Source organism: Stenotrophomonas sp. 10N36 (genome assembly GCF_056395005.1).
Window position 1 is genome coordinate 263,538 of the sequence record NZ_JBFTIS010000002.1, and the last position, 21,890, is coordinate 285,427.

Annotated in this window: 21 protein-coding genes; 8 read left to right on the plus strand and 13 right to left on the minus strand. The window is 66.9% G+C overall.

The genetic code is table 11. The features are described from left to right. Positions 1-136: 136 nt before the first annotated feature. From AC1DCJ_RS04800 to tsaD, 3 genes are all read right to left on the minus strand, one after another. On the minus strand, positions 137-1,414 hold the full coding sequence (locus tag AC1DCJ_RS04800) for a mechanosensitive ion channel family protein (RefSeq protein ID WP_141058596.1): 1,278 nt from the start codon (positions 1,412-1,414) through the stop codon (positions 137-139). A 66-nt stretch (positions 1,415-1,480) separates the two neighbouring features. Beyond that, complete coding sequence (folB, locus tag AC1DCJ_RS04805) at positions 1,481-1,834, minus strand: dihydroneopterin aldolase (protein ID WP_038690891.1); 354 nt, start codon at positions 1,832-1,834, stop codon at positions 1,481-1,483. A gap of 454 nt (positions 1,835-2,288) precedes the next feature. Then, on the minus strand, positions 2,289-3,314 hold the full coding sequence (gene tsaD, locus AC1DCJ_RS04810) for a tRNA (adenosine(37)-N6)-threonylcarbamoyltransferase complex transferase subunit TsaD (RefSeq protein ID WP_038690893.1): 1,026 nt from the start codon (positions 3,312-3,314) through the stop codon (positions 2,289-2,291). Positions 3,315-3,480: 166 nt separating this feature from the next. Between tsaD and rpsU the strand changes: the two genes are divergently transcribed. The 6 genes from rpsU (at position 3,481) to AC1DCJ_RS04840 (ending at position 8,819) form a co-directional block, all read left to right on the plus strand. Next, positions 3,481-3,696: a 30S ribosomal protein S21 gene (gene rpsU / locus AC1DCJ_RS04815; RefSeq protein ID WP_002808376.1), complete on the plus strand. Its 216-nt coding sequence runs from the start codon at positions 3,481-3,483 to the stop codon at positions 3,694-3,696. Positions 3,697-3,835: 139 nt separating this feature from the next. Further along, a complete protein-coding gene (locus AC1DCJ_RS04820) occupies positions 3,836-4,282 on the plus strand; it encodes a GatB/YqeY domain-containing protein (RefSeq protein WP_038690903.1) in 447 nt (148 codons plus the stop codon). A 188-nt stretch (positions 4,283-4,470) separates the two neighbouring features. Next, entirely contained in the window at positions 4,471-5,427 is a 957-nt protein-coding gene (locus AC1DCJ_RS04825; RefSeq protein WP_392732288.1) for a YihY/virulence factor BrkB family protein, read from the plus strand. A 65-nt stretch (positions 5,428-5,492) separates the two neighbouring features. Then, entirely contained in the window at positions 5,493-7,223 is a 1,731-nt protein-coding gene (gene dnaG / locus AC1DCJ_RS04830) for a DNA primase (RefSeq protein WP_141058598.1), read from the plus strand. Between the two features lie 92 nt (positions 7,224-7,315). Next, positions 7,316-7,768 (plus strand): protein tyrosine phosphatase family protein, encoded by a 453-nt coding sequence (locus AC1DCJ_RS04835; protein WP_478070272.1) that lies wholly within the window; start codon positions 7,316-7,318, stop codon positions 7,766-7,768. A 52-nt stretch (positions 7,769-7,820) separates the two neighbouring features. After that, on the plus strand, positions 7,821-8,819 hold the full coding sequence (locus AC1DCJ_RS04840) for a bile acid:sodium symporter family protein (protein ID WP_478070256.1): 999 nt from the start codon (positions 7,821-7,823) through the stop codon (positions 8,817-8,819). Between the two features lie 278 nt (positions 8,820-9,097). Here the strand turns inward: AC1DCJ_RS04840 and AC1DCJ_RS04845 are convergent, their stop codons facing one another. The 5 genes from AC1DCJ_RS04845 to AC1DCJ_RS04865 form a co-directional block, all read right to left on the minus strand. Beyond that, positions 9,098-9,913, minus strand: coding sequence for a calcium-binding protein (locus AC1DCJ_RS04845; protein ID WP_478070257.1), 816 nt, complete (start codon positions 9,911-9,913; stop codon positions 9,098-9,100). A gap of 162 nt (positions 9,914-10,075) precedes the next feature. After that, positions 10,076-10,966 (minus strand): heme o synthase, encoded by an 891-nt coding sequence (gene cyoE / locus AC1DCJ_RS04850; RefSeq protein ID WP_313425744.1) that lies wholly within the window; start codon positions 10,964-10,966, stop codon positions 10,076-10,078. 4 nt (positions 10,967-10,970) lie between these two features. Next, positions 10,971-12,179 (minus strand): COX15/CtaA family protein, encoded by a 1,209-nt coding sequence (locus tag AC1DCJ_RS04855; RefSeq protein WP_478070258.1) that lies wholly within the window; start codon positions 12,177-12,179, stop codon positions 10,971-10,973. A 9-nt stretch (positions 12,180-12,188) separates the two neighbouring features. Then, positions 12,189-12,764 (minus strand): SCO family protein, encoded by a 576-nt coding sequence (locus AC1DCJ_RS04860; RefSeq protein ID WP_141058601.1) that lies wholly within the window; start codon positions 12,762-12,764, stop codon positions 12,189-12,191. Between the two features lie 27 nt (positions 12,765-12,791). Beyond that, entirely contained in the window at positions 12,792-13,526 is a 735-nt protein-coding gene (locus AC1DCJ_RS04865; protein WP_478070259.1) for an SURF1 family protein, read from the minus strand. Between the two features lie 57 nt (positions 13,527-13,583). On the opposite strand from AC1DCJ_RS04865, the gene AC1DCJ_RS04870 reads away from it, so the two are divergent. Next, on the plus strand, positions 13,584-13,802 hold the full coding sequence (locus tag AC1DCJ_RS04870) for a twin transmembrane helix small protein (protein ID WP_421570294.1): 219 nt from the start codon (positions 13,584-13,586) through the stop codon (positions 13,800-13,802). 53 nt (positions 13,803-13,855) lie between these two features. Here the strand turns inward: AC1DCJ_RS04870 and AC1DCJ_RS04875 are convergent, their stop codons facing one another. From AC1DCJ_RS04875 to coxB, 5 genes are all read right to left on the minus strand, one after another. Beyond that, positions 13,856-14,731 carry a cytochrome c oxidase subunit 3 gene (locus AC1DCJ_RS04875; protein WP_038690925.1) on the minus strand — a complete coding sequence of 292 codons (876 nt, stop codon included), beginning with the start codon at positions 14,729-14,731 and terminating at the stop codon, positions 13,856-13,858. A gap of 22 nt (positions 14,732-14,753) precedes the next feature. Then, the gene (locus AC1DCJ_RS04880) at positions 14,754-15,347 is read right to left on the minus strand and encodes a cytochrome c oxidase assembly protein (RefSeq protein ID WP_141058603.1); all 594 of its coding nucleotides are present in this window, start codon (positions 15,345-15,347) and stop codon (positions 14,754-14,756) included. After that, positions 15,344-15,478, minus strand: coding sequence for a hypothetical protein (locus tag AC1DCJ_RS04885; protein WP_275133788.1), 135 nt, complete (start codon positions 15,476-15,478; stop codon positions 15,344-15,346). The genes AC1DCJ_RS04880 and AC1DCJ_RS04885 overlap by 4 nt, the downstream gene beginning before the upstream one ends. Positions 15,479-15,485: 7 nt before the next feature. Beyond that, positions 15,486-17,096 (minus strand): cytochrome c oxidase subunit I, encoded by a 1,611-nt coding sequence (gene ctaD / locus AC1DCJ_RS04890; RefSeq protein ID WP_038690929.1) that lies wholly within the window; start codon positions 17,094-17,096, stop codon positions 15,486-15,488. Positions 17,097-17,160: 64 nt separating this feature from the next. Further along, the gene (gene coxB, locus AC1DCJ_RS04895; RefSeq protein WP_392732280.1) at positions 17,161-18,105 is read right to left on the minus strand and encodes a cytochrome c oxidase subunit II; all 945 of its coding nucleotides are present in this window, start codon (positions 18,103-18,105) and stop codon (positions 17,161-17,163) included. A 506-nt stretch (positions 18,106-18,611) separates the two neighbouring features. Between coxB and putA the strand changes: the two genes are divergently transcribed. Further along, positions 18,612-21,836, plus strand: coding sequence for a bifunctional proline dehydrogenase/L-glutamate gamma-semialdehyde dehydrogenase PutA (gene putA, locus AC1DCJ_RS04900; protein ID WP_478070260.1), 3,225 nt, complete (start codon positions 18,612-18,614; stop codon positions 21,834-21,836). The last annotated feature ends 54 nt before the right edge of the window (positions 21,837-21,890 follow it).

Consider the following 21,890-nt stretch of genomic DNA (forward strand, 5'->3'; position numbering starts at 1 on the left):
GGCTGTCCTTATGAAAACGTTTACAAGGCCAGGATTCTAGCGTTCCCGGGCCCGTTGTGAATGATTTTGGCGTTCATTTTTCTTCCCCGGGGGAAGAACCCCGCCACCGTGAGCGCGGTGGCGGGGGCACAGGAGCTTACTCTGCAGCGGCCACGCGCTGCTGGCCGGCCATCAACATCGCGTCACTGGACGCCTGGAACACGCGCAGCCCGAAGGCCGGCAGCGTGGCCAGCAGGTGGTCGAACACGTCCGACTGGATGCCCTCGTACTCGCCCCACGCGGTGGTGCGGGTGAAGCAGTAGATCTCCAGCGGCAGGCCTTCGGTGGTCGGCTGCAGCTGCCGTACCAGCAGCGTCATGTCCGTATGGATGCCGGGATGCTGGCGCAGGTAGCGCTCCACATACGCGCGGAACGTGCCCAGGTTGGTCACCCGCCGCGCATTCACCGCCGCCACGCCCTTGGCCTGCAGCTGGGCGTTCCACTGCTGCAGTTCGCTCTGCTTCTCGCGCAGGTACTCACCGAGCACCGCGAACTGTTCCAGCTCGGCCAGCATCGGCGCATCGACGAAGCCCACGCTGTGCTGGTCCAGGTACAGCGCGCGCTTGATCCGGCGTCCGCCGGCCTCCTGCATGCCGCGCCAGTTCTTGAACGACTCGGTGACCAGCTTCTTGGTCGGGATGGTGGTGATAGTCTTGTCGAAGTTCTGCACGGTGATGGTGTGCAGGGCGATGTCGATGACGTCGCCGTCGGCGTTCTGGCTGGGCATCTCGATCCAGTCGCCCAGCCGCACCCGGCCGTCGCCGCTGATCTGCACGCTGGCCACCAGCGACAGGATGGTGTCCTGGAAGATCAGCATCAGCACGGCGGTGGCCGCGCCCAGACCGGTGACCAGGTAGCGCAGGTCAACGCCGGCCAGGGTGGCCACGATCGACAGCCCGGCAATGACGAAGATGACAATCTTGCCAACCTGCAGGTAGCCCTTGATCGGCTTGTTGCGCGCGTCGGGGCGGCGCTCGTAGATGTCGTTGGCCGCGTCCAGCGCGTGCGAGATCGCCAGCGCCACGGTCAGGATCGCCCAGGCCTGGCAGGCGCCGATGACGAAGGCCACCAGCGGCGCGGGCAGGTCGGGCACCACGGTGATGCCGGCGGCAATGACTTGGCTGGGCACCACGTTGGACAACCGCGACACCACCCGCATCACGTTGCTGCCGCGCCCGCCCTGGGCGGTCCCGCCGGGCAGCCGGTTGATCAACCCGCGCAGGCCGCGCAGCAGGATCTTTTTGGTGACGAAGTTGGCCAGCCACGCAGCCAGCGCCAGCAGGCACAGCACCGCGGCGGTGTAGGCCCACGGCCAGGGTTCGAGGGTTCGCTGCAGGTCGTCCAGCCAACGGGTTGCTACTACCGCATCCAGCATCTTGTTGAGGTCTCCAGATTTGGGGGTTGCCGGGCAGAGCCCGGCACTACGGTGGGCAGCGCCCGGTCAGGAGGCGCTGCGTTCGATGATCACGCCTACCGCGCGCGCGCCGCGCACGGCGCCGGGCTTGCTCAGCTTGAGGCGCAGCCACTCCACCTTGAACTCACGCAGCACGATCTCGGCGATGCGCTCGGCCAGGGTTTCGACCAGGCCGAAATCGGACTCGCGCACGAACTGCTCGATGCGCTTGCTCACGGCCTTGTAGTTGAGGGTATCGGCAATGTCGTCGCTGGCCGCCGGGCGACGGTTGTCGAAGCCCATTTCCAGATCGAACCGCAGGGTCTGGCGGATCCGCCGTTCCCAGTCGTAGATGCCGATCAGGGCATCGATCTCGAGCCCTTCGATGAATACCTTGTCCATAGCCATGCCACGTGGAAGATGCCGAACATGGTAACGGCGCGGGCCGGAACGTGCCGGGAACCGGGGGCAAATGCGGTCGGAGACGCCCAAAGACAAAGGGCCCCGCGGGGCCCTTTGCTTACCACCTTGTCCCCGGGGGGAGATAGGGATCACCCATCCGCATGTCCCGGTGGCACGTCATGATGACGCTACGTGATGGCAACGACAGCGGCAAGCCCGGGGTGGCAGAACTGCAATGCAATGCGCAGTGGATTCGCACCGTACGCTCTCTTGCAGGCGCACCGGAGTAAACACGAAGGGCCCCATTCGGAGCCCTTCGTGCAACACCATTGTCCCCGGGAGAATCGGGTTTCCCCGAAAGCGGATCCCGGTGGCGCACGTAGCAACCTTACCAAGCCAGTGCAGGCGGTTCGATCAGCGCGATCCGAATCTGGAACGAAGCGCCCAACTCCGCCTACACCGCCGGCAGCGTCGCCATGTCCCAACGCGGGGTGACCTGCACCTGCGGCGGGTTGTGCTGGCCGGCTTCCAGCCGCAGCGCGCCGGCGAAGGCGATCATCGCGCCATTGTCGGTGCACAGCGACGGGCGCGGGAAGCAGGCACGGCCGCCGCGGCGGGCCGCCATCTGCTGCAGCTTGGCGCGCAGCCGCTTGTTGGCCCCTACCCCGCCAGCCACCACGATCACATCGGTGCCGGCTTCATCCAGCGCGCGCTCGCACTTGATGGCCAGGGTGTCCACCACGGCATCTTCAAAGCCCCGGGCGATGTCGGCGCGGGTCTGCTCGCTCTGGTCGCTGTCGCGCCAGGCCAGCAGCACCTGGGTCTTCAGGCCGGAGAAGCTGAAATCCAGCCCGGGCCGGTCGGTCATGGGGCGGGTGAACTTGTATTTGCCCGGGGTACCGCGCTCGGCCAGCGCCGCCAGCTGCGGGCCGCCCGGGTACGGCAGGCCCATCAGCTTGGCGGTCTTGTCGAAGGCCTCGCCGGCCGCATCGTCCAGGGTCTCGCCCAGCAGGCGGTACTGGCCGATCCGGTCCACCGCCACCAGCTGGGTATGCCCGCCAGACACCAGCAGCGCCACGAACGGGGCCTGCGGCGGGTCGTCTTCCATCAGTGGGGCCAGCAGATGCCCTTCCATATGGTGTACGCCAACCGCCGGCACCTCCAGCGCCCAGGCCAGCGAGCGGGCCACGCCCGCCCCCACCAGCAGCGCACCGACCAGCCCGGGGCCGGCCGTATAGGCCACCCCGTCGATGTCGGCCACGCCCATCCCGGCCTCGGCCAGGGTCTGGCGGATCAGCGGCAGCAGCTTGCGCACGTGGTCGCGGCTGGCCAGTTCAGGCACCACCCCGCCGTACTCGGCGTGCAGGGCGATCTGGCTATAGACCGCATGGGCGCGCAGGGCGTCCGGGCCGGCCAGGGCGGTGTCGTACACCGCCACGCCGGTCTCATCACAGGAAGATTCAATACCAAGGACTCGCATACCGGGTATTATGGACCGCTGAGGCCCCGGCAGCGTTACCGCCAGCCCACCTGACACCACCTGTGGCCAAGAAGTTTGCCGGGGTGGGTTGCAACTTCTTTTGTCGCCGCTATAATGTGCGGCTCTCACCGGGCGTGACCCGGTTCTACTGTGTCCCGGAGATTCCATGCCCAGCGTTAAAGTCCGCGAGAACGAGCCCTTCGAGTTTGCGCTCCGTCGCTTCAAGCGCACCTGCGAAAAGGCCGGCGTGCTGGCCGAAACCCGCAAGCGCGAGTTCTATGAAAAGCCGACCCAGGAGCGCAAGCGTAAAGCTGCTGCTGCTGTGAAGCGTCAGCTGCGCCGGTCGTCGCGCGACGTCACCAAGCGTCAGCGCCTGTACTGAGTCGGACGCAACTTCGATGCGACAGGCCGCTGGTCTGTCGTGGCGGAGCCGAAGCCGGAACGCGCGAGCGTTGCCGGCTTTTTGCGTTCCAGTCGTTTGGCGCCCCTTTCCGCCCTTTTGACCGAATACGAGGTGTTCCATGAGCCTGAAACAGCAGCTCACCGATGACATGAAGGCCGCCATGAAGGCCGGCGAGAAGCACCGTCTGGGCGTGATCCGCCTGATGCTGGCCGACATCAAGCGCAAGGAAGTGGACGAGCGCATCGAGCTGGACGACGCCACCGCGTTGGCCGTGCTGGAAAAGATGGTCAAGCAGCGCAAGGATTCGGTCAGCCAGTTCGAAGCGGCCAACCGTGAAGACCTCGCCGTGATCGAGCGCGAAGAGATCCTGGTCATCGACCAGTACCTGCCGGCCAAGCTGGGCGAGGCCGAGATCGTGGCCGCCATCCAGGCCGCCATCGCCGAAACCGGCGCGGCCAGCCCGGCCGACATCGGCAAGCTGATGGGCGCACTGAAGCCCAAGCTCGCCGGCCAGGCCGACATGGGCCTGGTGTCCAAGCTGGTCAAGCAGCAGCTGGCAGGCTGATCGGGCCAGGTAGCGACCCACCGTCGCTACCTGCCTCGCCGGATGCCCGTCATCCGGATCCCGGTAGGCACCGAAGCCCGGTAGGCACCGACCGTTGGTCGGTGCACGCACCTATGCACGCATGCACGCGCACCGCCGCGCGCACCGCTTCACCCCGCCTTCGACCCGGGCCTGCAAAAATCGGGCGCATGTCTTCACTGCCGCCTGCCCCCACCCCCGACGCCGATCCCTCGCCCGCCCACGCCGGCGTGCCGCCGCGCCTGCGCAAGTATGTCGACCGGCTGCAACGCAGCTTCCCGATGGCCGTGGGCAAGCGCTTTGTCGAGATCGACGTGCTCACCCAGGCCGCTTCGGTCTCCTTCTACGCCCTGCTGTCGATGGCGCCGCTGCTGGTGCTGCTGTTGTGGCTCACCGCCTCGCTGTATCCGCCGGCGCAACAGGCGCTGATCACCCAGATCAACGATGTGGCCGGCAGCAGTGCCGCCACCGTGGCCGACACCGTGCTCAAGAACGCCGACAACCAGCCCGACGTGGGTTCGCTGGCCGGGGTATGGAGCACGCTGCTGCTGTTCATCGGTGCCACGGCGGTATTCGCCCAGCTGCAGAACGCGCTGAACCTGATCTTCAACACCAGTGGCGAGCGCCTGGATGGCATCGTGGCGTGGCTGCGCAAGCGCGTGTTCTCCTTCGGCGTGGTGCTGGCGCTGGGCTTCCTGCTGATCCTGTCGATGACCGCCACCACCATGCTGCAGGTGGCCTTCGCGCAGTTGCCGTCGGTGCTGCCGGCCATCGGCTACCTGACCAGCCTGGCGCTGTACACGGTGGGCTTCGCCTTCCTGTATCACTACCTGCCCGACCGCCGCGTGGCGTGGCGACAAGCCTTCATCGGCGGAGCGATCACCTCGGCGCTGTTCGCGTTGGGCCGCTATGGCATCGGCCTGTACATCGCCACCGTCGCGCCAGGCAGTGCCTACGGCTCGATGGGCGCGCTGGTGATCTCGCTGGTGTGGATCTACTACGCCACGGTGGTGTTCTTCGTGGGCGCGCTGATGACCGCGGTCATCGATGAACGCCTGCGCGCGCATTTCCACCTGGCCCAGGCCGGCATCGCCGTGCCCAAACCGGGCGAAGCGACCGGCAGCTAGTAGACTAGCGGTGTCCCCCGCTGCCCTGCGTGGCCGTCACCGGTCGCGCCACCTGCCTGCTGCCCATGGCCCGTATCCCCGACGCATTCATCGACGACCTGCTGGCCCGCTCCGACATTGTCGAGGTGGTGGGCAGCCGCGTGCCGCTGAAGCGCCAGGGCAAGGAATACGCCGCACGCTGCCCGTTCCACGACGAGCGTTCGGCCTCGTTCACGGTCTCGCCCACCAAGCAGTTCTACCACTGCTTCGGCTGTGGCGCGCATGGCACCGCGATCAGCTTCCTGATGAATTACGACCGCCTCGAGTTCCTCGACGCGGTTGATGAGTTGGCCAAGCGCGTGGGCATGGAAGTGCCGCGCGATACCCAGCCGCGCACCGCCCAGCAGCAGGACGACAGCCGCGAGCTGTACTCGGCCCTGGATGCGGCCACGCGCTTCTTCCAGAAATCGCTGGAGGAAAGCGACAAGGCCCGCGCCTACCTGGACCAGCGCGGCGTGGACGAGGAAAACCGCACGCGGTTCGCGATCGGCTATGCGCCCGATGGCTACAGCGCGTTGAAGGACGCACTGGGCAAGGACGAGCGGCGCATGAAGCTGCTGGACCGCGCCGGGCTGTTTTCCAAGAATGATCGCGGCCATGTCTACGACAAGTTCCGCGACCGGGTGATGTTCCCGATCTTCGACCGCCGCGGCCGCGTGATCGCCTACGGCGGCCGGGTCATGGAGAAGGACGACGGCCCCAAGTACCTCAACTCGCCCGAGACCGCGCTGTTCCACAAGGGCCGCGAACTGTACGGCCTGTGGCAGGTGCGCCAGGCCAACCAGAAGATCGAGCGGCTGATCGTGGTCGAAGGCTACATGGACGTGGTCTCGCTGTTCCAGTACGGGGTCACCCAGGCGGTGGCCACGCTGGGCACGGCCACCACGCCGGACCATGCCGAGCTGCTGTTCCGCAATGCGCCGGACGTCTTCTTCTGCTTCGACGGTGACGCCGCCGGCCGCCGCGCAGGCTGGCGCGCGCTGGAATCGGTGCTGCCGCGCATGAAGGACGGCCGCCAGGCGTTCTTCCTGTTCCTGCCCGATGGCGAAGATCCCGACACCATCGTGCGCAAGGAGGGCAGCGCCGCATTCGACGAACGCCTCAAGCAGGCCACGCCGCTGTCGCAGTTCTTCTTCGACGAGCTCACCCGCGAGGTCAACATGGCCACGCTGGACGGCAAGGCGCGGCTGGCCGAGCGGGCCAAGCCGATGCTGGCGCAGATTCCCGACGGCGCCTTCGGCGACCTGATGAAGCAGCAGCTGACCACGCTCACCGGGCTGGGTGCCCGGCCCACGGCATCGGCGCAGCCCTCGCGCCCACCACCGCGTGCGGTGGCGCCCACCCAGCGCCGCAGCCTGGTGCGCGCGGCCATTGCGATCCTGCTGCAGCAGCCCTCGCTGGCCATGACCCTGGAAGGCCACCACTTCAACGGCCTGCGCCTGCCCGGCATTGAACTGCTGCTGGAGCTGCTGGGGTTGGTCGAACAGCGCCCGGACATCACCACCGGCGCACTGCTGGAGCATTTCGAGGGGCGCGAGGAACAGGCCTCCTTGCAGAAACTGGCCGCCCACACCCAGCCGGGCGACGAGGCGATGTGGACCGAAGAACTGCACGATGCGGTGGCCCAGCTTGAAAAGCAGCTGATGCGGCAACGCATGGATGAGCTTCAGGCAAAGCAGAGCCAGCAGGGTCTGGACGATACTGACAAGTACGAACTGCGCGAACTGCTCAAGGCGCGCAGCACCCTCCGCTTCTGACCAACGGAGCAGCCGTGGCCTCTCCCCGAGTGAACCCCGCCGCATCCTTCGCCCGCCACGTCCGCCTTGGCGCCCTCGCCGCCCTGCTGGCCATGGCACTGCCTGCGGTGGCCGACACGCTGCCCTTCGCGCAGCCGCGCCCCCAGCTGTACAGCGCCGGCCAGCCCAGTGCCGCCCAGTTGCAACAAGCCGCCGACGCGGGCGTCACCACCGTGATCGACCTGCGCCAGCCCGATGAAGACCGCGGCTTCGATGAAACCGCCGCCGCCGAACGCTTGGGCCTGCGCTACGTCCGCATTCCGGTGGCCGGCGCTGCCGGCCTGACCGACGCCAATGCGCACGCGCTGCGCACGGCACTGGCGCAGAGCAGCGGCCCGGTGCTGGTGCATTGCGCCTCCGGCAACCGCGCCGGTGCGCTGCTGGCCCTGGTGCGGGCACGCGATGGCGCCCCGGTCGATCAGGCCCTGCAGCTGGGTCGCGATGCCGGCATGACCTCGCTGGAAGCGCCTACCCGCGCCCTGCTCGAACAGGCTGCTGCGCGTTGAGTCAGCGCGCGTTTCACCCCTCACTTTTCCCCCTCACAGGAGCATGCCGCGCATGAAGCCCTGGTGGTCGCGCCTGCGGCCGGACAACTTCACCCTCGCCCTGCTCTGCACCGTGCTGCTGGCCTCGCTACTGCCGATGCACGGCGCGGCGGCGATGGTGCTCGACGATGTCACCGACGTGGCCATTGCCCTGCTGTTCTTCCTGCACGGCGCGCGGCTGCCGCGTGAGTCGATCGTGGCCGGGGTGCTGCACTGGCGCCTGCACCTGACCATCCTGGCCTGCACCTTCGTGCTGTTCCCGCTGTTGGGGCTGCTGTTCAAACCGCTCGATGGCTGGCTGCTCACGCCCGAGCTGTACATCGGCGTGCTGTTCCTGTGTGCGCTGCCGTCCACGGTGCAGTCGTCCATCGCCTTCACCTCGATGGCGCGCGGCAACGTGCCGGCGGCGGTGTGCAGCGCCTCGCTGTCGAGCATCCTCGGCGTCTTCCTCACCCCCTTGCTGCTGGCCCTGCTCGCCGGCACCGAGGGCGGCATGCACAACCCGGTGCAGGCCATCGCCAGCATCATGTTGCAGTTGCTGGTGCCGTTCGTGGCCGGCCACCTGCTGCGCCCGTGGATTGCCGGTTGGGTGGAACGCCAGCGCGCGCTGCTGCGCTACACCGACCAGGCCACCATCCTGCTGGTGGTGTATTCGGCATTCGGCGAAGCGGTCAGCGAAGGGCTGTGGAGCAAGACGCCGCTGGTGTCGCTGTTCACCGTGGCCATTGTTGCCGCCGTCCTGCTCGGCATCGCGATGCCGTTGATCCGCTTCATCGCACGCCGGCTCGGCTTCAACCGCGAAGACGAGATCACCATCCTGTTCTGCGGCTCCAAGAAGAGCCTGGCCACCGGCGTCCCGATCGCCAAGGTACTGTTCGCCGGCGGCAGCCTGGGCGCGATCGTGCTGCCGATCATGATCTACCACCAGATCCAGCTGATCGTCTGCGCGATGATCGCGCAGCGGTATGCGCGCGATCCCATTGACCCGGTGCCAACCGTCCGCCCGAATTGAATCACGCAAGGTTCGCGTACATGGCTTCGGTAGGGTCGTTTCCCAAACGACTGCCGATACCGTGGATCGGCGCGATGTCAGCGTGACCTGAGCCGGAGAGGCGCGTTTGCCACGGTATCCAAGGCACGCTCCGATGTGCGTCATGCTCACTATCGGCCGGCACGCACGGTCGGCAGTCGTTTGGGAAACGACCCTACCGGACCCACCGTGCATCGCCGCGGCGCACGCAACATCCGTGGCGCAATACTGGGGTCGTGTCCGCCGCGAGCGGCGTAACCTCAGCGATCGGTCAGGGTGGCAACGCTCAACGCGGGCATCCATATCCACAGGTCGTACTGCCGATCCGCGTCTGTATCTTCTTTCGCCGCGCGCGGCGGACGCTCGATCAGCGGCACCGCGCGGCACGGCTGAAAACACGCCCAGAAATGGCCGCGCAGCGCTTCCAGACGCACGCTGTACAGCGGCAGGTCCAGCAGGTACGCGGCCATCGTCTTCTGCATCTCTGGGGGCGCATCGGCCGACCGGGTGCGCATGGCATGCACGTTGCCGGTCAGCACCAGCATCCGTGCATCGGCAGGCAACGCATTGAACTGCTGGCGCAGGTGCGCGGCCATGGCCGCATCGCGCTGGTCACTGCTGGTGGAGGCGCCGGTTTCGTTGTCATAGCCGGCCACGCCGACATCGCGGCCCTGGGCCCGCAACACACGGACGGCCTCGATCAGCGCGAGCATGTCGCGGCTGCGCCGGCCGTCATGCTGATCGTCCTTGACCACCCAGAACGGCGACGTGCGCAGCGTCTCGCGCGCGTCGGCACCACCATCCGAGCGCAGGTAGCGCGCCAGGGCGACGTTCTCGCTCATCGGCAGTTCCAGCCCCAGCCGCACGGCGGCCGTGTTGCGGCTGTAGCGCTCCATCAGGTCGGCCACCAGCAGCGGCGTTTCGGCAGTGCCGTGATATTCGCCGAGCACGACCAGGCGGTGGTCGCCGGCGTGCCGCATGATCTGCGTAGCCGTCTCATCGGGTGCAGGCGCGGCAATCGCCGCGCTGCACAGCAGGGTCATGGCCAGTACTGCGCGTCGCATCCATCGTTTCATGCCGTCACGTCCTGTTCGGTCATGAAAGCAATGGCGACATTTGCGGGAAATTCAATGTGTCGCAGCGCACGGGTTGGCGCGTCACGACCAACGGTCGTGACCTACCGCGGGTGGGCGCCATCAGCGCCCAGGTAGGTACCGACCGTTGGTCGGTACGGCACCCTACAACCAGGGCAGCATCCAGTGGTCCACCATCAGGAAGGCGAACAGCGCCATCAGGTAGACGATGGAGTAACCGAACATCTTCATCGAGAAGATTTCATCCGGCGGGTTCAGCATGCGCCACGCATACCAGAGGAAGACCGCGTTGAGCACGATCGCACCGCCGAGGTAGAACATGCCGCTCATGCCGAAGACCACCGGCAGGATGCTCACCACGGCCAGCGCGATCGAATACACCATGATCGACTTGCGGGTATACGCCACGCCGTGGGTCACCGGCAGCATCGGGATCTCGGCCTTGGCGTAATCCTCGCGGCGGAAGATCGCCAGCGCCCAGAAATGCGGCGGGGTCCAGATGAAGATGATCAGCACCAGCAGCGATGCGTAGGCCCAGTCCCACGGGCCCTGCATGCCGGTGATCGCGGCCCAGCCCAGCATCGGCGGGGTGGCGCCGGCCAGGCCGCCGATGACGATGTTCTGCGAGGTCGCGCGCTTGAGGTACACGGTGTAGATCACCGCGTAACCAATCAGCGAGGCGAAGGTCAGCACGGCGGTGATGACGTTGACCCAGACCACCAGGATGGTCATCGACAGGGCAATCAGCAGCCCCGCAAACACCAGCACCTGCCACGGCTTGACCTTGCCCACCACGAGTGGGCGCCACGAAGTGCGCGCCATCTGCGCGTCGATGCGCGCATCCAGCAACTGGTTGATGGCCGCGGCAGCCGAAGCGGCCAGCCAGATGCCGAGGAAACCGAGCGTGCCGTCGAGCGCCTGCTGCGCGGTGGGCAGCCCCGGGATGGCCAGGAACATGCCGACCAGCGCGGTGAAGACGATGAGGGCGACGACCTTGGGCTTGGTCAGGTCCCAGTACTGACGATAACTGGCCATGCCGTCAGCCTGCCTGCACGGCAGAAGCGGTGCTACCGGCTTTGCCGTCCGCGTCCGGCGCACGCAGGCGCGCCAGCAGCGTGACCAGCACGAACAACAACGCCACCGCGCCGCCACTGTGGGCCACGGCCACTTCCAGCGGCACCGCCAGCTTCACGTTGAGAATGCCGAGCGTGATCTGCGCCACCACCAGCAGGCCCAGCGCGCTCGCCCAGCCGCGCATGCTCGGCAGCTTGAACAGGCGCACCGACAGCCACAGCAGGTACACGGCCACCACGATCGCCATCATGCGGTGCGCCATCTGGATGGCAATCCGCGAGGCGCCATCGAGCACGCCGCCTTCGTAGTCCACGCCGATACCGCGCCACAGGGTGAAGCCTTCCTTGAAATCGTGCTGTGGCCACCACTGGCTGACACAGCGGGGGAAGTTGTCCAGCGATGCACTGCCGCCGCCACAGGCGAGCGCGGCGTAGTTGGCGCTGACCCAGCCGCCCAGCGCGATCTGCAGCACCAGCACGGCCACGCCGGCGCGGATCAGCCACTTCAGCTTCGGTGCTTCCACCAGAGTGATCGGCATGTGCGTGGCACGCCATGCCATCCACACCAGCAGGCCGAACATCAGCATGCCCCCCAGCAGATGGCCCATCACCACGATCGGCTTGAGCAGCCAGGTCACCGTCCACATGCCCAGCAACGCCTGGAAGATCACCACCGCCAGGGTCAGCAACGCGGCGCGGGCCAGGTCGATGTTGTTCCAGCGCAGCGCGGCCACCAGCAGGATGACCTCGCCGATGATCGCCAGGATGCTGGCCGGCACGTGCATGCCCATCATGTACAGCGGTATGCCGGTGGCCACCAGCACGCAGGCGGTGACCACGGCAGTGCTGCCCCAGCGACGGCGGCGCGTGGCCAGCAGCGCCAGGGTGAGGATCTCGATGCCGAGCGCGCCGGCCAGGAAGCGGTGCACCTGCTCGCGCCACGCCTTGTGGGTTTCCAGCGGGCGGATCTTGGCCGCTTCGTGACCCACCACGTCGGCGGCGTGCTGCGGCCAGGTGACGCGGCCATAGCAGGTGGGCCAGTCCGGGCAGCTCAGGCCGGCATCAGACAGGCGCACGAACGAACCGAACATGATCGTGCTGGCGGTCATGATCAGCGCAAACCACGCCAGACGGTGGAAATTGCGGTGCAGCACCGGGCGTGCGGAGAGGCTCATCTAAACAACTCACTTCAGTTTCAGCAGCGTGGCCAGGTCTTTGCGCAGACCGGCCATATCGAATCCCGGCGCATAGCGCATGATCACGAAACCGTTGGGATCGATCACATACACCGGCGTGCCGGCAGGGTCATCCACGGCGGGCAATGCGGCACGCAGGTCTGGCTGGTCGCGCAGCACGCGCAATGCGGGCACGCCCAGGACCTCGGCCGGCGGCGTGCCCAGCCACAGGATCTCGACATTATCGGCGTTATGCCCGAACAGCTGCCACACCTTGCCCAATCCCTGCGACAAAGTGACGCACGCGCTTGTACAGCCGGCAGACGGGGCCACCAGGATGCGCCAGGTGCGCGCTTCCGGATTCCATGCATACGGCTGGCCATTGGCCAGCGTGGGCGGCAGCGCGCGCAGATCGGCGGGGGGCTGCAGCAACTGGCCGCTGTTGCGGTGCGCGGTGGGCTGCCATCCCGAGAAGCGCAGCACGCCGGCCAGCGCCATCGCACCGAAGAACAGGCCGAACAGGGCGATCAGCGTCCAGCGGCCGCGTGAGCGCGGGGACAGCCGTTCCGGGGAAGTGGCATTCATGGGTGGCATTTTCTCACGTTGGGGCGGTCAGCGCCGGGAGTCGGGGGAAACGCGGCGGCGCGAACGCAGCTCCAGTACCAGCGCGACCACCAGCACGGTCAACGCCAGCCCGAACCACTGCACCGCATAGCCCAGGTGACGGCTGGGCGGCAGCGTGTTGGGCAACAGGTCCAGGTCGCGGGCGTAGCCGCCGGGCAGCGAAGGGTCCAGCCGCAGCACGCGGGTGGGCAGGCTGCCGGCGGGCAGCCCCAGCGCGCGCGCCACCTCGTCCGGGGGCATGCGGTTGGCCAGCCAGATCCCTGGCTGCACGGTGGTGGCCAAGGCCGGGCCCAGGGCGATGCCGCTGGCCGGTGGCGGCGCCAGCAGCCCGGCGATGCGGGCGTGGCCGTGTGGAGGCTGCAGGGGCGGCAGCACGCGGTCGGGCGGCATCGGCTGCCAGCCCAGGTCGACCAGCGCGCGCGCGCCACCCTCGCTCAGGAAAGGCTGATACAGCTTGAAACCGGCGCGGCCCTCGCGGGTCTGGTTGTCCAGCAGCACGGTGCCGGGCAGGTACTGCCCGTGGTCTTCCACCCAGCGCAACGTGGGCGGCGCCGACAGCGCGGCGGCCAGGCTCAGCGCCTGCGCATGCGCCGGCACCTGCTGGTCGAGCAGCGCCTGCTTTTCATGCATGCGCTGCAGCTGCCAGTGGCCCAGCAGGCAGAAACCGGTGATCACCAGTACCGCGGCCACCCAGCCGATCGGGCGTGTGTGCTTTCGCATCATGACAACGGCGGCCAAACGCGGTGATATAGGCGTACCCGCCCTGCCATCGAGCCGCGCATGAATGATTCGTTGAAGACCCTGCTGGTAATCGCGTTTCTGATCGTCATCGTCTGGAATCTGGGCGCCGGGCTGTATTACCTGCTGGTCGATCGCGGCCAGACCAAGCGCACCGTCAATGCGCTCACCCGCCGCATCGCGGTGTCGGTGGCGCTGATCGTGCTGGTGGCCATCGGCATCTACAGCGGCTGGATCAAACCCCACGGCATCGGCGGTTGACCGCGTTCCACTGACGCCGCACCTGGACAGGTGCGGCAGGTGTCGCCCCGACGCTACAGCACGTAGACGAACAGGAACAGCATCAGCCACACCACGTCGACGAAGTGCCAGTACCAGGCCGCCGCTTCGAAGCCGAAGTGGTTGTCGCGGGTGAAGTGCCCCTTGGCCGAGCGCAGCCACATCACCCCCAGCATGATGGTGCCCAGCAGCACGTGCGCACCGTGGAAGCCGGTGAGCATGAAGAACGTGGAGCCGTAGATGCCCGAGCCCAGGGTGAGGTTGAGTTCCTTGTAGGCGTGGATGTATTCCTCGGCCTGCAGGGTCAGGAAGAACACGCCCAGCACCACGGTCAGGCCCAGCCAGACCAGCAGCTGGCGGCGGTTGCCGGCCTTGAGCGCGTGGTGGGCGATGGTGAGGGTGACGCCGGAGGTGAGCAGGATCAGCGTGTTGATCAGCGGCAGGCCCCAGGCCGGAATGGTCTGGAAGTGGCCGCCGATGCTGCCGGGGCCATTGGTGGGCCACGCGGCGGAATAGCCATCCCACAGCAGTTCGTTGGTCATCACCCCGTCGCCCTCGCCGCCCAGCCACGGCAGGCCCAGGTTGCGGGTGTAGAACAGCGCGCCGAAGAACGCACCGAAGAACATCACTTCGGAGAAGATGAACCACACCATGCCCATCCGGAACGAACCGTCCACCTGGCGGTTGTAGTTGCCGGCCTGCGACTCGCGCACCACGTCGCTGAACCACCAGAACAGGGTGAGCACCAGCATCGCGATGCCGGCGTAGAAGGTCCACTTGCCCCAGCCGGAATCATTGAGCCAGCTGGCCACGCCCACCATGGTCACCATCATCGCGATGGAACCGATGAACGGCCATTTGCTGTGCGTGGGCACGAAGTACACGTTGGCATCGGGGCTTTGCTGGGCCATGGTCTTGGGGTCCGGTGCGTATCTAGGGAGCAGCGTGTGCGTTGGCTGTTGCCGCCACGGCGGCAGGCAACTGCGCCGACAACGCGTCGTTCTTGTAGAAGGTGTAGGACAGGGTGATGGTCTTGATGTTGGCCGGCAGGTCCGGGTCGACGATGAAGCGCACCGGCATGTCGCGCTTTTCGCCGGCCTGCAGGGTCTGCGCGGTGAAGCAGAAACATTCGGTCTTGCTGAAGTAGCCCGACGCCTTGGCCGGTGCCACCGACGGCACCGCGCTGCCCACCAGCGCGCGGTCGCTGTCGTTGCGGGCGTAGTACAGCGCCTCGTTGAGCTCGCCCGGCACCACATCCATGGTCAGCTGTTCGGGATGGAACGCCCACGGCAGCTTGGAATTGACCCCGCCGTCGAACTCCACCCGCACGGTGCGCTTGCCCGGTGCGGTGACGCCCGCCGCCGCGGCCCCGGGACCGCGCTCCAGGCGCACGCCGAACACCTTTTCGCAGGCGATGCGGTACAGCGGCACCAGCGAGAAGGTCAGCACGAACACGGCCAGCGCCACCCCGATCAGGCGGGGCAGACCCGCTGTGCGTGCGGGAACGGCCGGGCCGGTGTCGCTCATCGCCCGATCACCCCGGTCAGGATGAAACCGACGTACACCGCCACCGCCACCAGCCCGATCTTCCAGGCGGTGCGGTGCGCGCGGCGGCGCTGCAGGGCCTGCATGTCCACGTTGTTGGGAGCGTTCGTCATGGCCACCTCAGTGGGTGATGTCGTCATGGGCCAGGTCGCCCGGGCGGATCACCGGCGGCGTGGTGAAGGTGTGCGCCGGTGCCGGCGACGGCAGCGTCCACTCCAGCCCGCGCGCGCCCTCCCAGACCCGGTCGGTGGCCTTTTCGCCGTGGCGCAGCGAGTGCAGCAGGATCGCGGCCATCATGAAGGGCGTGGCGAACATGCCGAACGCACCGATCGAGCTGATCAGGTTCCAGTCGGCGAACGCCACGCTGTAATCGGGAATACGGCGCGGCATGCCGGCCAGGCCCAGGAAGTGCTGCGGGAAGAACAGCAGGTTCACGAACACGATCGACCACCAGAAGTGGAACTTGGCCCACTTCTCGCTGTACATCCGCCCGGTCCACTTCGGCCACCAGTAGTAGACCGCGGCGATCAGCGCGAACACCGCGCCGGTGACCAGCACGTAGTGGAAATGCGCCACCACGAAGTAGGTGTCGTGGTACTGGAAGTCGGCCACCACAATCGCCAGCATCAGCCCGGAGAAGCCGCCGATGGTGAACAGGATCACGAAGGCCACCGCCCACAGCATCGGGGCTTCGAAGGTGAGCGAACCGCGCCACATGGTGCTCACCCAGTTGAACACCTTCACCCCGGTCGGGATGGAGATCAGCATGGTGGCGAACATGAAGTAGATTTCGCCGCCCAGCGGCATGCCCACGGTGAACATGTGGTGGGCCCAGACGATGAACGACAGGAAGGCAATCGCCGCCACCGCGTAGACCATGGCCTGGTAGCCGAACAGCGGCTTGCGGCTGAAGGTGGGGATGATTTCACTGACCACGCCGAACGCCGGCAGGATCATGATGTACACCTCCGGGTGCCCGAAGAACCAGAAGATGTGCTGGAACATCACCGGGTCGCCGCCGCCGGCCGCGTTGAAGAAGCTGGTGCCGAAGAACTTGTCGGTGAGCAGCATGGTCACCGCACCGGCCAGCACCGGCATCACCGCGATCAGCAGGAAGGCGGTGATCAGCCAGGCCCAGCAGAAGATCGGCATTTTCAGCAGGTCGATGCCGGGCGCGCGCATGTTGAGCACGGTGGCGATGATGTTGATCGCGCCCATGATCGAACTGATGCCGGCCACGTGGATGGCGAACACGCTGAAGGCCACGTTGTAGCCGCCCTGCAGCGACAGCGGCGGGTACAGCGTCCAGCCACCGGCAGGCGCACCACCGGGCAGGAACAGGGTGACCAGCAGCAGGCTGAAGGCCACCGGCAGCAGCCAGAACGACCAGTTGTTCATGCGCGGCAGCGCCATGTCCGGCGCGCCGATCTGCAGCGGGATCATCCAGTTGGCCAGGCCGACGAAGGCCGGCATCACGCCGCCGAAGATCATCACCAGGGCGTGCACGGTGGTCATCTGGTTGAAGAACTCGGGCTTGACGAACTGCAGGCCCGGTTGCATCAGCTCGGCGCGGATGACCACGCTCATGGCCGCGCCGATGATGAACATGATGAAGCTGAAAAGCAGGTAGAGCGTGCCGATGTCCTTGTGGTTGGTCGAGAACAACCAACGCTCCACGAAGCTCTGCTGATGCCCGTGGTGCCCATCGTGGTCAACTGCGGAATGCGCCATCGCAACTACACCTCACTGGATCCGGTGGTACCCACGCCTGCCGGGTGGCAGGCGCAGCTCGATTTCAGGCGTTGCTGCCCGCTGCTGCCGGTGCCGACGGCGGAGGCGTGGCCTCCGGGGCGGCGGCAGGCGCGGCATCGGCGGGTGCCGGTGCTGCAGGCGTCGCTGCCGGCGCAGGTGCCGGTGCGGGCTTGCGTGAGGCCAGCCATTTCTGGAAGTCCTCCTTGGACACTGCTTCCACCACGATGGGCATGAAGCCATGGTCCTTGCCGCACAGCTCGGCGCACTGGCCGCGGTAGACGCCGGGCGTCTCGATGTTGGTCCAGGCCTCGTTGATGAAGCCGGGAATGGCATCCTGCTTCCAGCCCAGCGCCGGCACCCACCACGCGTGGATGACGTCGTCGGAGGTGATCACGAAGCGCACCTTGGTATCCACCGGCAACACCAGCCGGTTGTCCACTTCCAGCAGGTAATGCGGGTGCGATGCCAGCGTGGGCACCGTGCCGCTCTGCCGCACGCGGTCGGACTCGCGGTCCAGGCGGCTGGTGAAGGTGACGTCCTCACCGAGGTATTCGTACTTCCACATCCACTGGTAGCCGGTGACCTTCACGGTCATTTCCGAATCGCGGGTGTCGTAGAACTTGATCAGGTTGGCCGTGGCCGGCCAGGCCATCACCACCAGGATGATCACTGGGATCACCGTCCAGATGACCTCGGCCTTGGTGTTGTGGCTGAAGGTGGCCGCGACCGCGCCCTTGGATTTGCGGAACTTGAACATGGCGTAGAACATCGCGCCGAACACGATCACGCCGATCACGGTGCACACCCACAGCGAGAACAGGTTGGATTCCCACGCCAACCGCGCGCTCTGGGTCACCCCCTTGCCCATGTTCAACTGCCACGGTTTGGGGTCGGCCGCCTGGGCCCACGCCAATGCGGGCGCCAGCAGTGCTGCCCCGCTCATTGTTGCTGTTGCGAACGTCCTGCCCCACTTTCTGCGTTGCTTCATTGCCTAGACCCTTAGCGTCGTCGGTTGCAGCCATTGCGGGCCGCGAGCAAGCCTTCTGGTTTTCCGGGCCGGTGGATTGGCCCCGAGCGGTCCTTCTCGCCACCGGCGCGGCACCGTGCCCATTCAGGGCGGTGACGCAGTTCGGCAGCTACCCGGCGGCGGGGATGACCTCGCGCTCCGGGACCTTCAACACAGCAAACAGCAGGACGAACAGCGGGGGCATGGAGCGCCTGTGGGGGACGCAATTCCTGCTGCGGGAAACGTCTCGATGGTAGCCCTGCACTCGCGACAGTAGCAAGGGTCCATTCACGTTTTCAGGAATGGTGCAACACAGCATGAGGTCCGGCGGCACTTTTGACGAAATCAGCACACTATTCAGGGCCCGCCTCGTTCCCGCCGAATCCCTTTGTATGAAAGGCTATGACTGTGATCAGGCGGCACCGTCAAAGTGCTTCCAAGCACCAAAAAACGATTAAAATGGTCAAGTTCTCCACGAGCCAACCGGCATGACCGCACCTTCCGCACCGATTCCTGCCCCGGCCCCGTCCGGCGCTCTCCGTCCGCCGCTGCTGTCGCCTGAGCTGCGCACGCCTCCCCCTGCGTTCCGCCAGGCCATCACCGATGCCTGGATGAAGGACGAGGCCAGCCACGTGCGCGAGCTGCTGGCGCAGGCGCGCCTGCCGGCCGACGAACAGGCGCAGGTGCAGGCCACCGCCGCCGACCTGGTCAAGCGCGTGCGCGTGCGTGCCCAGGACCAGGGCGCGATCGAAGCCTTCATGCGCCAGTACGACCTGGGCAGCGAGGAAGGCGTGCTGCTGATGTGCGTGGCCGAGGCGCTGCTGCGCATTCCCGACCAGGACACCGCCGACAAGCTGATCCGCGACAAGCTGGGCGATGCCGACTGGAAGAAGCACATGGGCGGCAGCGACTCGGTGCTGGTCAACGCCTCCACCTGGGGCCTGATGCTCACCGGCCGCCTGGTGCAGATCAACGACGCCACCCGCGCCGACGTGCCGGGTGCGTTCGCGCGCCTGATCGGCCGCGTGGGTGAGCCGGTGATCCGCCTGGCCGTGCGCCAGGCGATGAAGATCATGGGCCACCAGTTCGTCATGGGCCGCACCATCGACGAGGCGCTGTCGCGCTCGCACAAGGGCGACAACGCCAGCTACCGCTATTCGTTCGACATGCTCGGCGAAGGCGCGCTGACCATGAAGGACGCCAAGCGTTACCTGGAAGACTACCGCCGTGCGATCCACTCCATCGGTGGCGACCACAAGGCCCGTGGCGGCCGCCCGGACGGCGACGTCAACGCGGCCCCGGGCATCTCGATCAAGCTGTCGGCGCTGTACCCGCGCTACGAGCATGCCAAGCGCGCGCGCGTGATGGCCGACCTGGTCCCGGGCGTGCTGGAACTGGCGCAGCTGGCCAAGTCCTACGGCATCGGCTGCACCGTGGACGCCGAGGAAACCGACCGCCTGGAACTGTCGCTGGACATCATCGAAGCGGTCGTCAGCGATGCCTCGCTGAGCGGCTGGGAAGGCTTCGGCGTGGTCGTGCAGGCCTACCAGAAGCGCACCCCGTACACGATCGACTACCTGGCCGACCTGGCCCGTCGCATCGGTCGCCGCCTGCAGGTGCGCCTGGTCAAGGGCGCGTACTGGGATGCGGAAATCAAGCGCGCGCAGATCGACGGTCTGCCGGCCTACCCGGTGTTCACCCGCAAGCAGAATACCGACGTGTCCTACCTGGCGTGCACCAAGCGGTTGTTCTCGCATGCCGACGCGCTGTACCCGATGTTCGCCACCCACAACGCGCACACCATTGCCGCGGTGAAGGCGATCGCAAAGGGGGGCCAGTACGAGCACCAGAAGCTGCACGGCATGGGCGATGACCTGTACGCCGAAGTGGTGCCGGCCAATCGGTTGAACGTGCCGTGCCGCGTGTACGCACCGGTCGGTTCGCACGAAGACCTGCTGCCGTACCTGGTGCGCCGCCTGCTGGAAAACGGCGCCAACTCCAGCTTCGTCAACCGCATCACCGACGACGCGGTGGCCATCGACGACCTGATCCGCGATCCGGTCGAGGCGGTGTCCTCGTTCGCGTCCATTCCCCACCCGAAAATCCCGCTGCCGGTCGACCTGCTGCGCAGCCAGAACCATGACAGGACCAATTCCATGGGCGTCAATCTTGCCAACGACAATGACCTGCGCGCGCTGGCCGAGCAGCTCAACGCCGCCGTGAAGCCGTGGAAGGCCGCGCCGCTGGTGCCCGGTGCCAGCCCGACCGGCGCGCTGTTGAACGTGACCAACCCGGCCGACACGCGCCAGGTGGTGGGCCAGTGGCAGCCGGCCGACAGCGCCACCGTCGAGAAGGCGCTGGCCAATGCCGTGGCCGCGCAGCCGGCCTGGAACCGCACGCCGGCCGCCAGCCGCGCGGCGATCCTGGAACACGCCGCCGACCAGCTGGAAGCGCGCATGCCCGAGTTCATGGCGCTGTGCGTCAAGGAAGCCGGCAAGAGCCTGCCCGACGGCATCGCCGAAGTGCGCGAAGCGGTCGACTTCCTGCGCTACTACGCAAAGCAGGCGCGCGAGCAGTTCGGCCACGCCGAAAAGCTGCCCAGCCCCACCGGTGAGTCCAACGAACTGCAGCTGCATGGCCGCGGCGTGTTCGTCTGCATCAGCCCGTGGAACTTCCCGCTGGCGATCTTCCTGGGCCAGGTGGCCGCCGCGCTTGCCGCCGGCAACAGCGTGATCGCCAAGCCGGCCGAACAGACCAACCTGATCGGCTACTACGCAGTGAAGCTGCTGCTCGACGCCGGCGTGCCCGAAGGCGTGGTGCAGTTCCTGCCGGGCGACGGCGCCACCGTCGGTGCCGCGCTCACCGCCGACCCGCGCGTGGCCGGCGTGGCCTTCACCGGCTCCACCGACACCGCCCGCGCGATCAACCGCGCGATGGCCGCACGCGATGCCGCCATTGGCGTGCTGATCGCCGAAACCGGCGGCCAGAACGCCTTCATCGCCGACTCCTCGGCGCTGCCGGAACAGCTGGTCAAGGACGCCATCGGTTCGGCCTTCACCTCGGCCGGCCAGCGCTGCTCGGCCGCGCGCGTGCTGTTCGTGCAGGACGACATCGCCGACAAGGTGATGACCATGCTGTCCGGTGCGATGGCTGAACTGAAGGTCGGCGACCCGGGCCTGCTGTCCACCGACGTGGGCCCGGTGATCGATGCCGACGCGCTGCAGATCCTGCAGGACCACGCCGTGCGCATGGAGAAGGAAGCGCGCCTGATCGCCGCGGCCGAACTCGACGAAGCTGCCGCGCATGGCACTTTCTTCGCGCCGCGTGCGTACGAACTGAAGAACCTGGACCAGCTGCACAAGGAGATCTTCGGGCCGGTACTGCACGTGATCCGCTGGAAGGGCGACCAGCTGGATGCGGTGATCGACCAGATCAACGCCACCGGCTACGGCCTCACCCTGGGCGTGCATTCGCGCATCGATGAAACCGTGGACCGCATTTCCTCGCGCATCAACGTGGGCAACGTGTACGTCAACCGCAACCAGATCGGCGCGGTGGTCGGCGTGCAGCCGTTCGGCGGCCAGGGCCTGTCCGGCACGGGCCCCAAGGCCGGCGGCCCGCACTACCTGCTGCGCTTTGCCACCGAAAAGACCGTCACCGTGAACACTACGGCCGCCGGTGGCAACGCCTCGCTGCTGACCCTGGGCGACTGATCCGCGGCAGCATGTGTTGGACGAAAAACCCCGCGAAAGCGGGGTTTTTTTTTC

Excerpts from the sequence above, each read along its gene's own strand:
- AC1DCJ_RS04800 (WP_141058596.1), bottom strand. The coding sequence starts at position 1,414 with ATGCTGGATGCGGTAGTAGCAACCCGTTGGCTGGACGACCTGCAGCGA.
- folB (WP_038690891.1), bottom strand. The coding sequence starts at position 1,834 with ATGGACAAGGTATTCATCGAAGGGCTCGAGATCGATGCCCTGATCGGC.
- tsaD (WP_038690893.1), bottom strand. The coding sequence starts at position 3,314 with ATGCGAGTCCTTGGTATTGAATCTTCCTGTGATGAGACCGGCGTGGCG.
- rpsU (WP_002808376.1), top strand. The coding sequence starts at position 3,481 with ATGCCCAGCGTTAAAGTCCGCGAGAACGAGCCCTTCGAGTTTGCGCTC.
- AC1DCJ_RS04820 (WP_038690903.1), top strand. The coding sequence starts at position 3,836 with ATGAGCCTGAAACAGCAGCTCACCGATGACATGAAGGCCGCCATGAAG.
- AC1DCJ_RS04825 (WP_392732288.1), top strand. The coding sequence starts at position 4,471 with ATGTCTTCACTGCCGCCTGCCCCCACCCCCGACGCCGATCCCTCGCCC.
- dnaG (WP_141058598.1), top strand. The coding sequence starts at position 5,493 with ATGGCCCGTATCCCCGACGCATTCATCGACGACCTGCTGGCCCGCTCC.
- AC1DCJ_RS04835 (WP_478070272.1), top strand. The coding sequence starts at position 7,316 with ATGGCACTGCCTGCGGTGGCCGACACGCTGCCCTTCGCGCAGCCGCGC.
- AC1DCJ_RS04840 (WP_478070256.1), top strand. The coding sequence starts at position 7,821 with ATGAAGCCCTGGTGGTCGCGCCTGCGGCCGGACAACTTCACCCTCGCC.
- AC1DCJ_RS04845 (WP_478070257.1), bottom strand. The coding sequence starts at position 9,913 with ATGAAACGATGGATGCGACGCGCAGTACTGGCCATGACCCTGCTGTGC.
- cyoE (WP_313425744.1), bottom strand. The coding sequence starts at position 10,966 with ATGGCCAGTTATCGTCAGTACTGGGACCTGACCAAGCCCAAGGTCGTC.
- AC1DCJ_RS04855 (WP_478070258.1), bottom strand. The coding sequence starts at position 12,179 with ATGAGCCTCTCCGCACGCCCGGTGCTGCACCGCAATTTCCACCGTCTG.
- AC1DCJ_RS04860 (WP_141058601.1), bottom strand. The coding sequence starts at position 12,764 with ATGAATGCCACTTCCCCGGAACGGCTGTCCCCGCGCTCACGCGGCCGC.
- AC1DCJ_RS04865 (WP_478070259.1), bottom strand. The coding sequence starts at position 13,526 with ATGATGCGAAAGCACACACGCCCGATCGGCTGGGTGGCCGCGGTACTG.
- AC1DCJ_RS04870 (WP_421570294.1), top strand. The coding sequence starts at position 13,584 with ATGAATGATTCGTTGAAGACCCTGCTGGTAATCGCGTTTCTGATCGTC.
- AC1DCJ_RS04875 (WP_038690925.1), bottom strand. The coding sequence starts at position 14,731 with ATGGCCCAGCAAAGCCCCGATGCCAACGTGTACTTCGTGCCCACGCAC.
- AC1DCJ_RS04880 (WP_141058603.1), bottom strand. The coding sequence starts at position 15,347 with ATGAGCGACACCGGCCCGGCCGTTCCCGCACGCACAGCGGGTCTGCCC.
- AC1DCJ_RS04885 (WP_275133788.1), bottom strand. The coding sequence starts at position 15,478 with ATGACGAACGCTCCCAACAACGTGGACATGCAGGCCCTGCAGCGCCGC.
- ctaD (WP_038690929.1), bottom strand. The coding sequence starts at position 17,096 with ATGGCGCATTCCGCAGTTGACCACGATGGGCACCACGGGCATCAGCAG.
- coxB (WP_392732280.1), bottom strand. The coding sequence starts at position 18,105 with ATGAAGCAACGCAGAAAGTGGGGCAGGACGTTCGCAACAGCAACAATG.
- putA (WP_478070260.1), top strand. The coding sequence starts at position 18,612 with ATGACCGCACCTTCCGCACCGATTCCTGCCCCGGCCCCGTCCGGCGCT.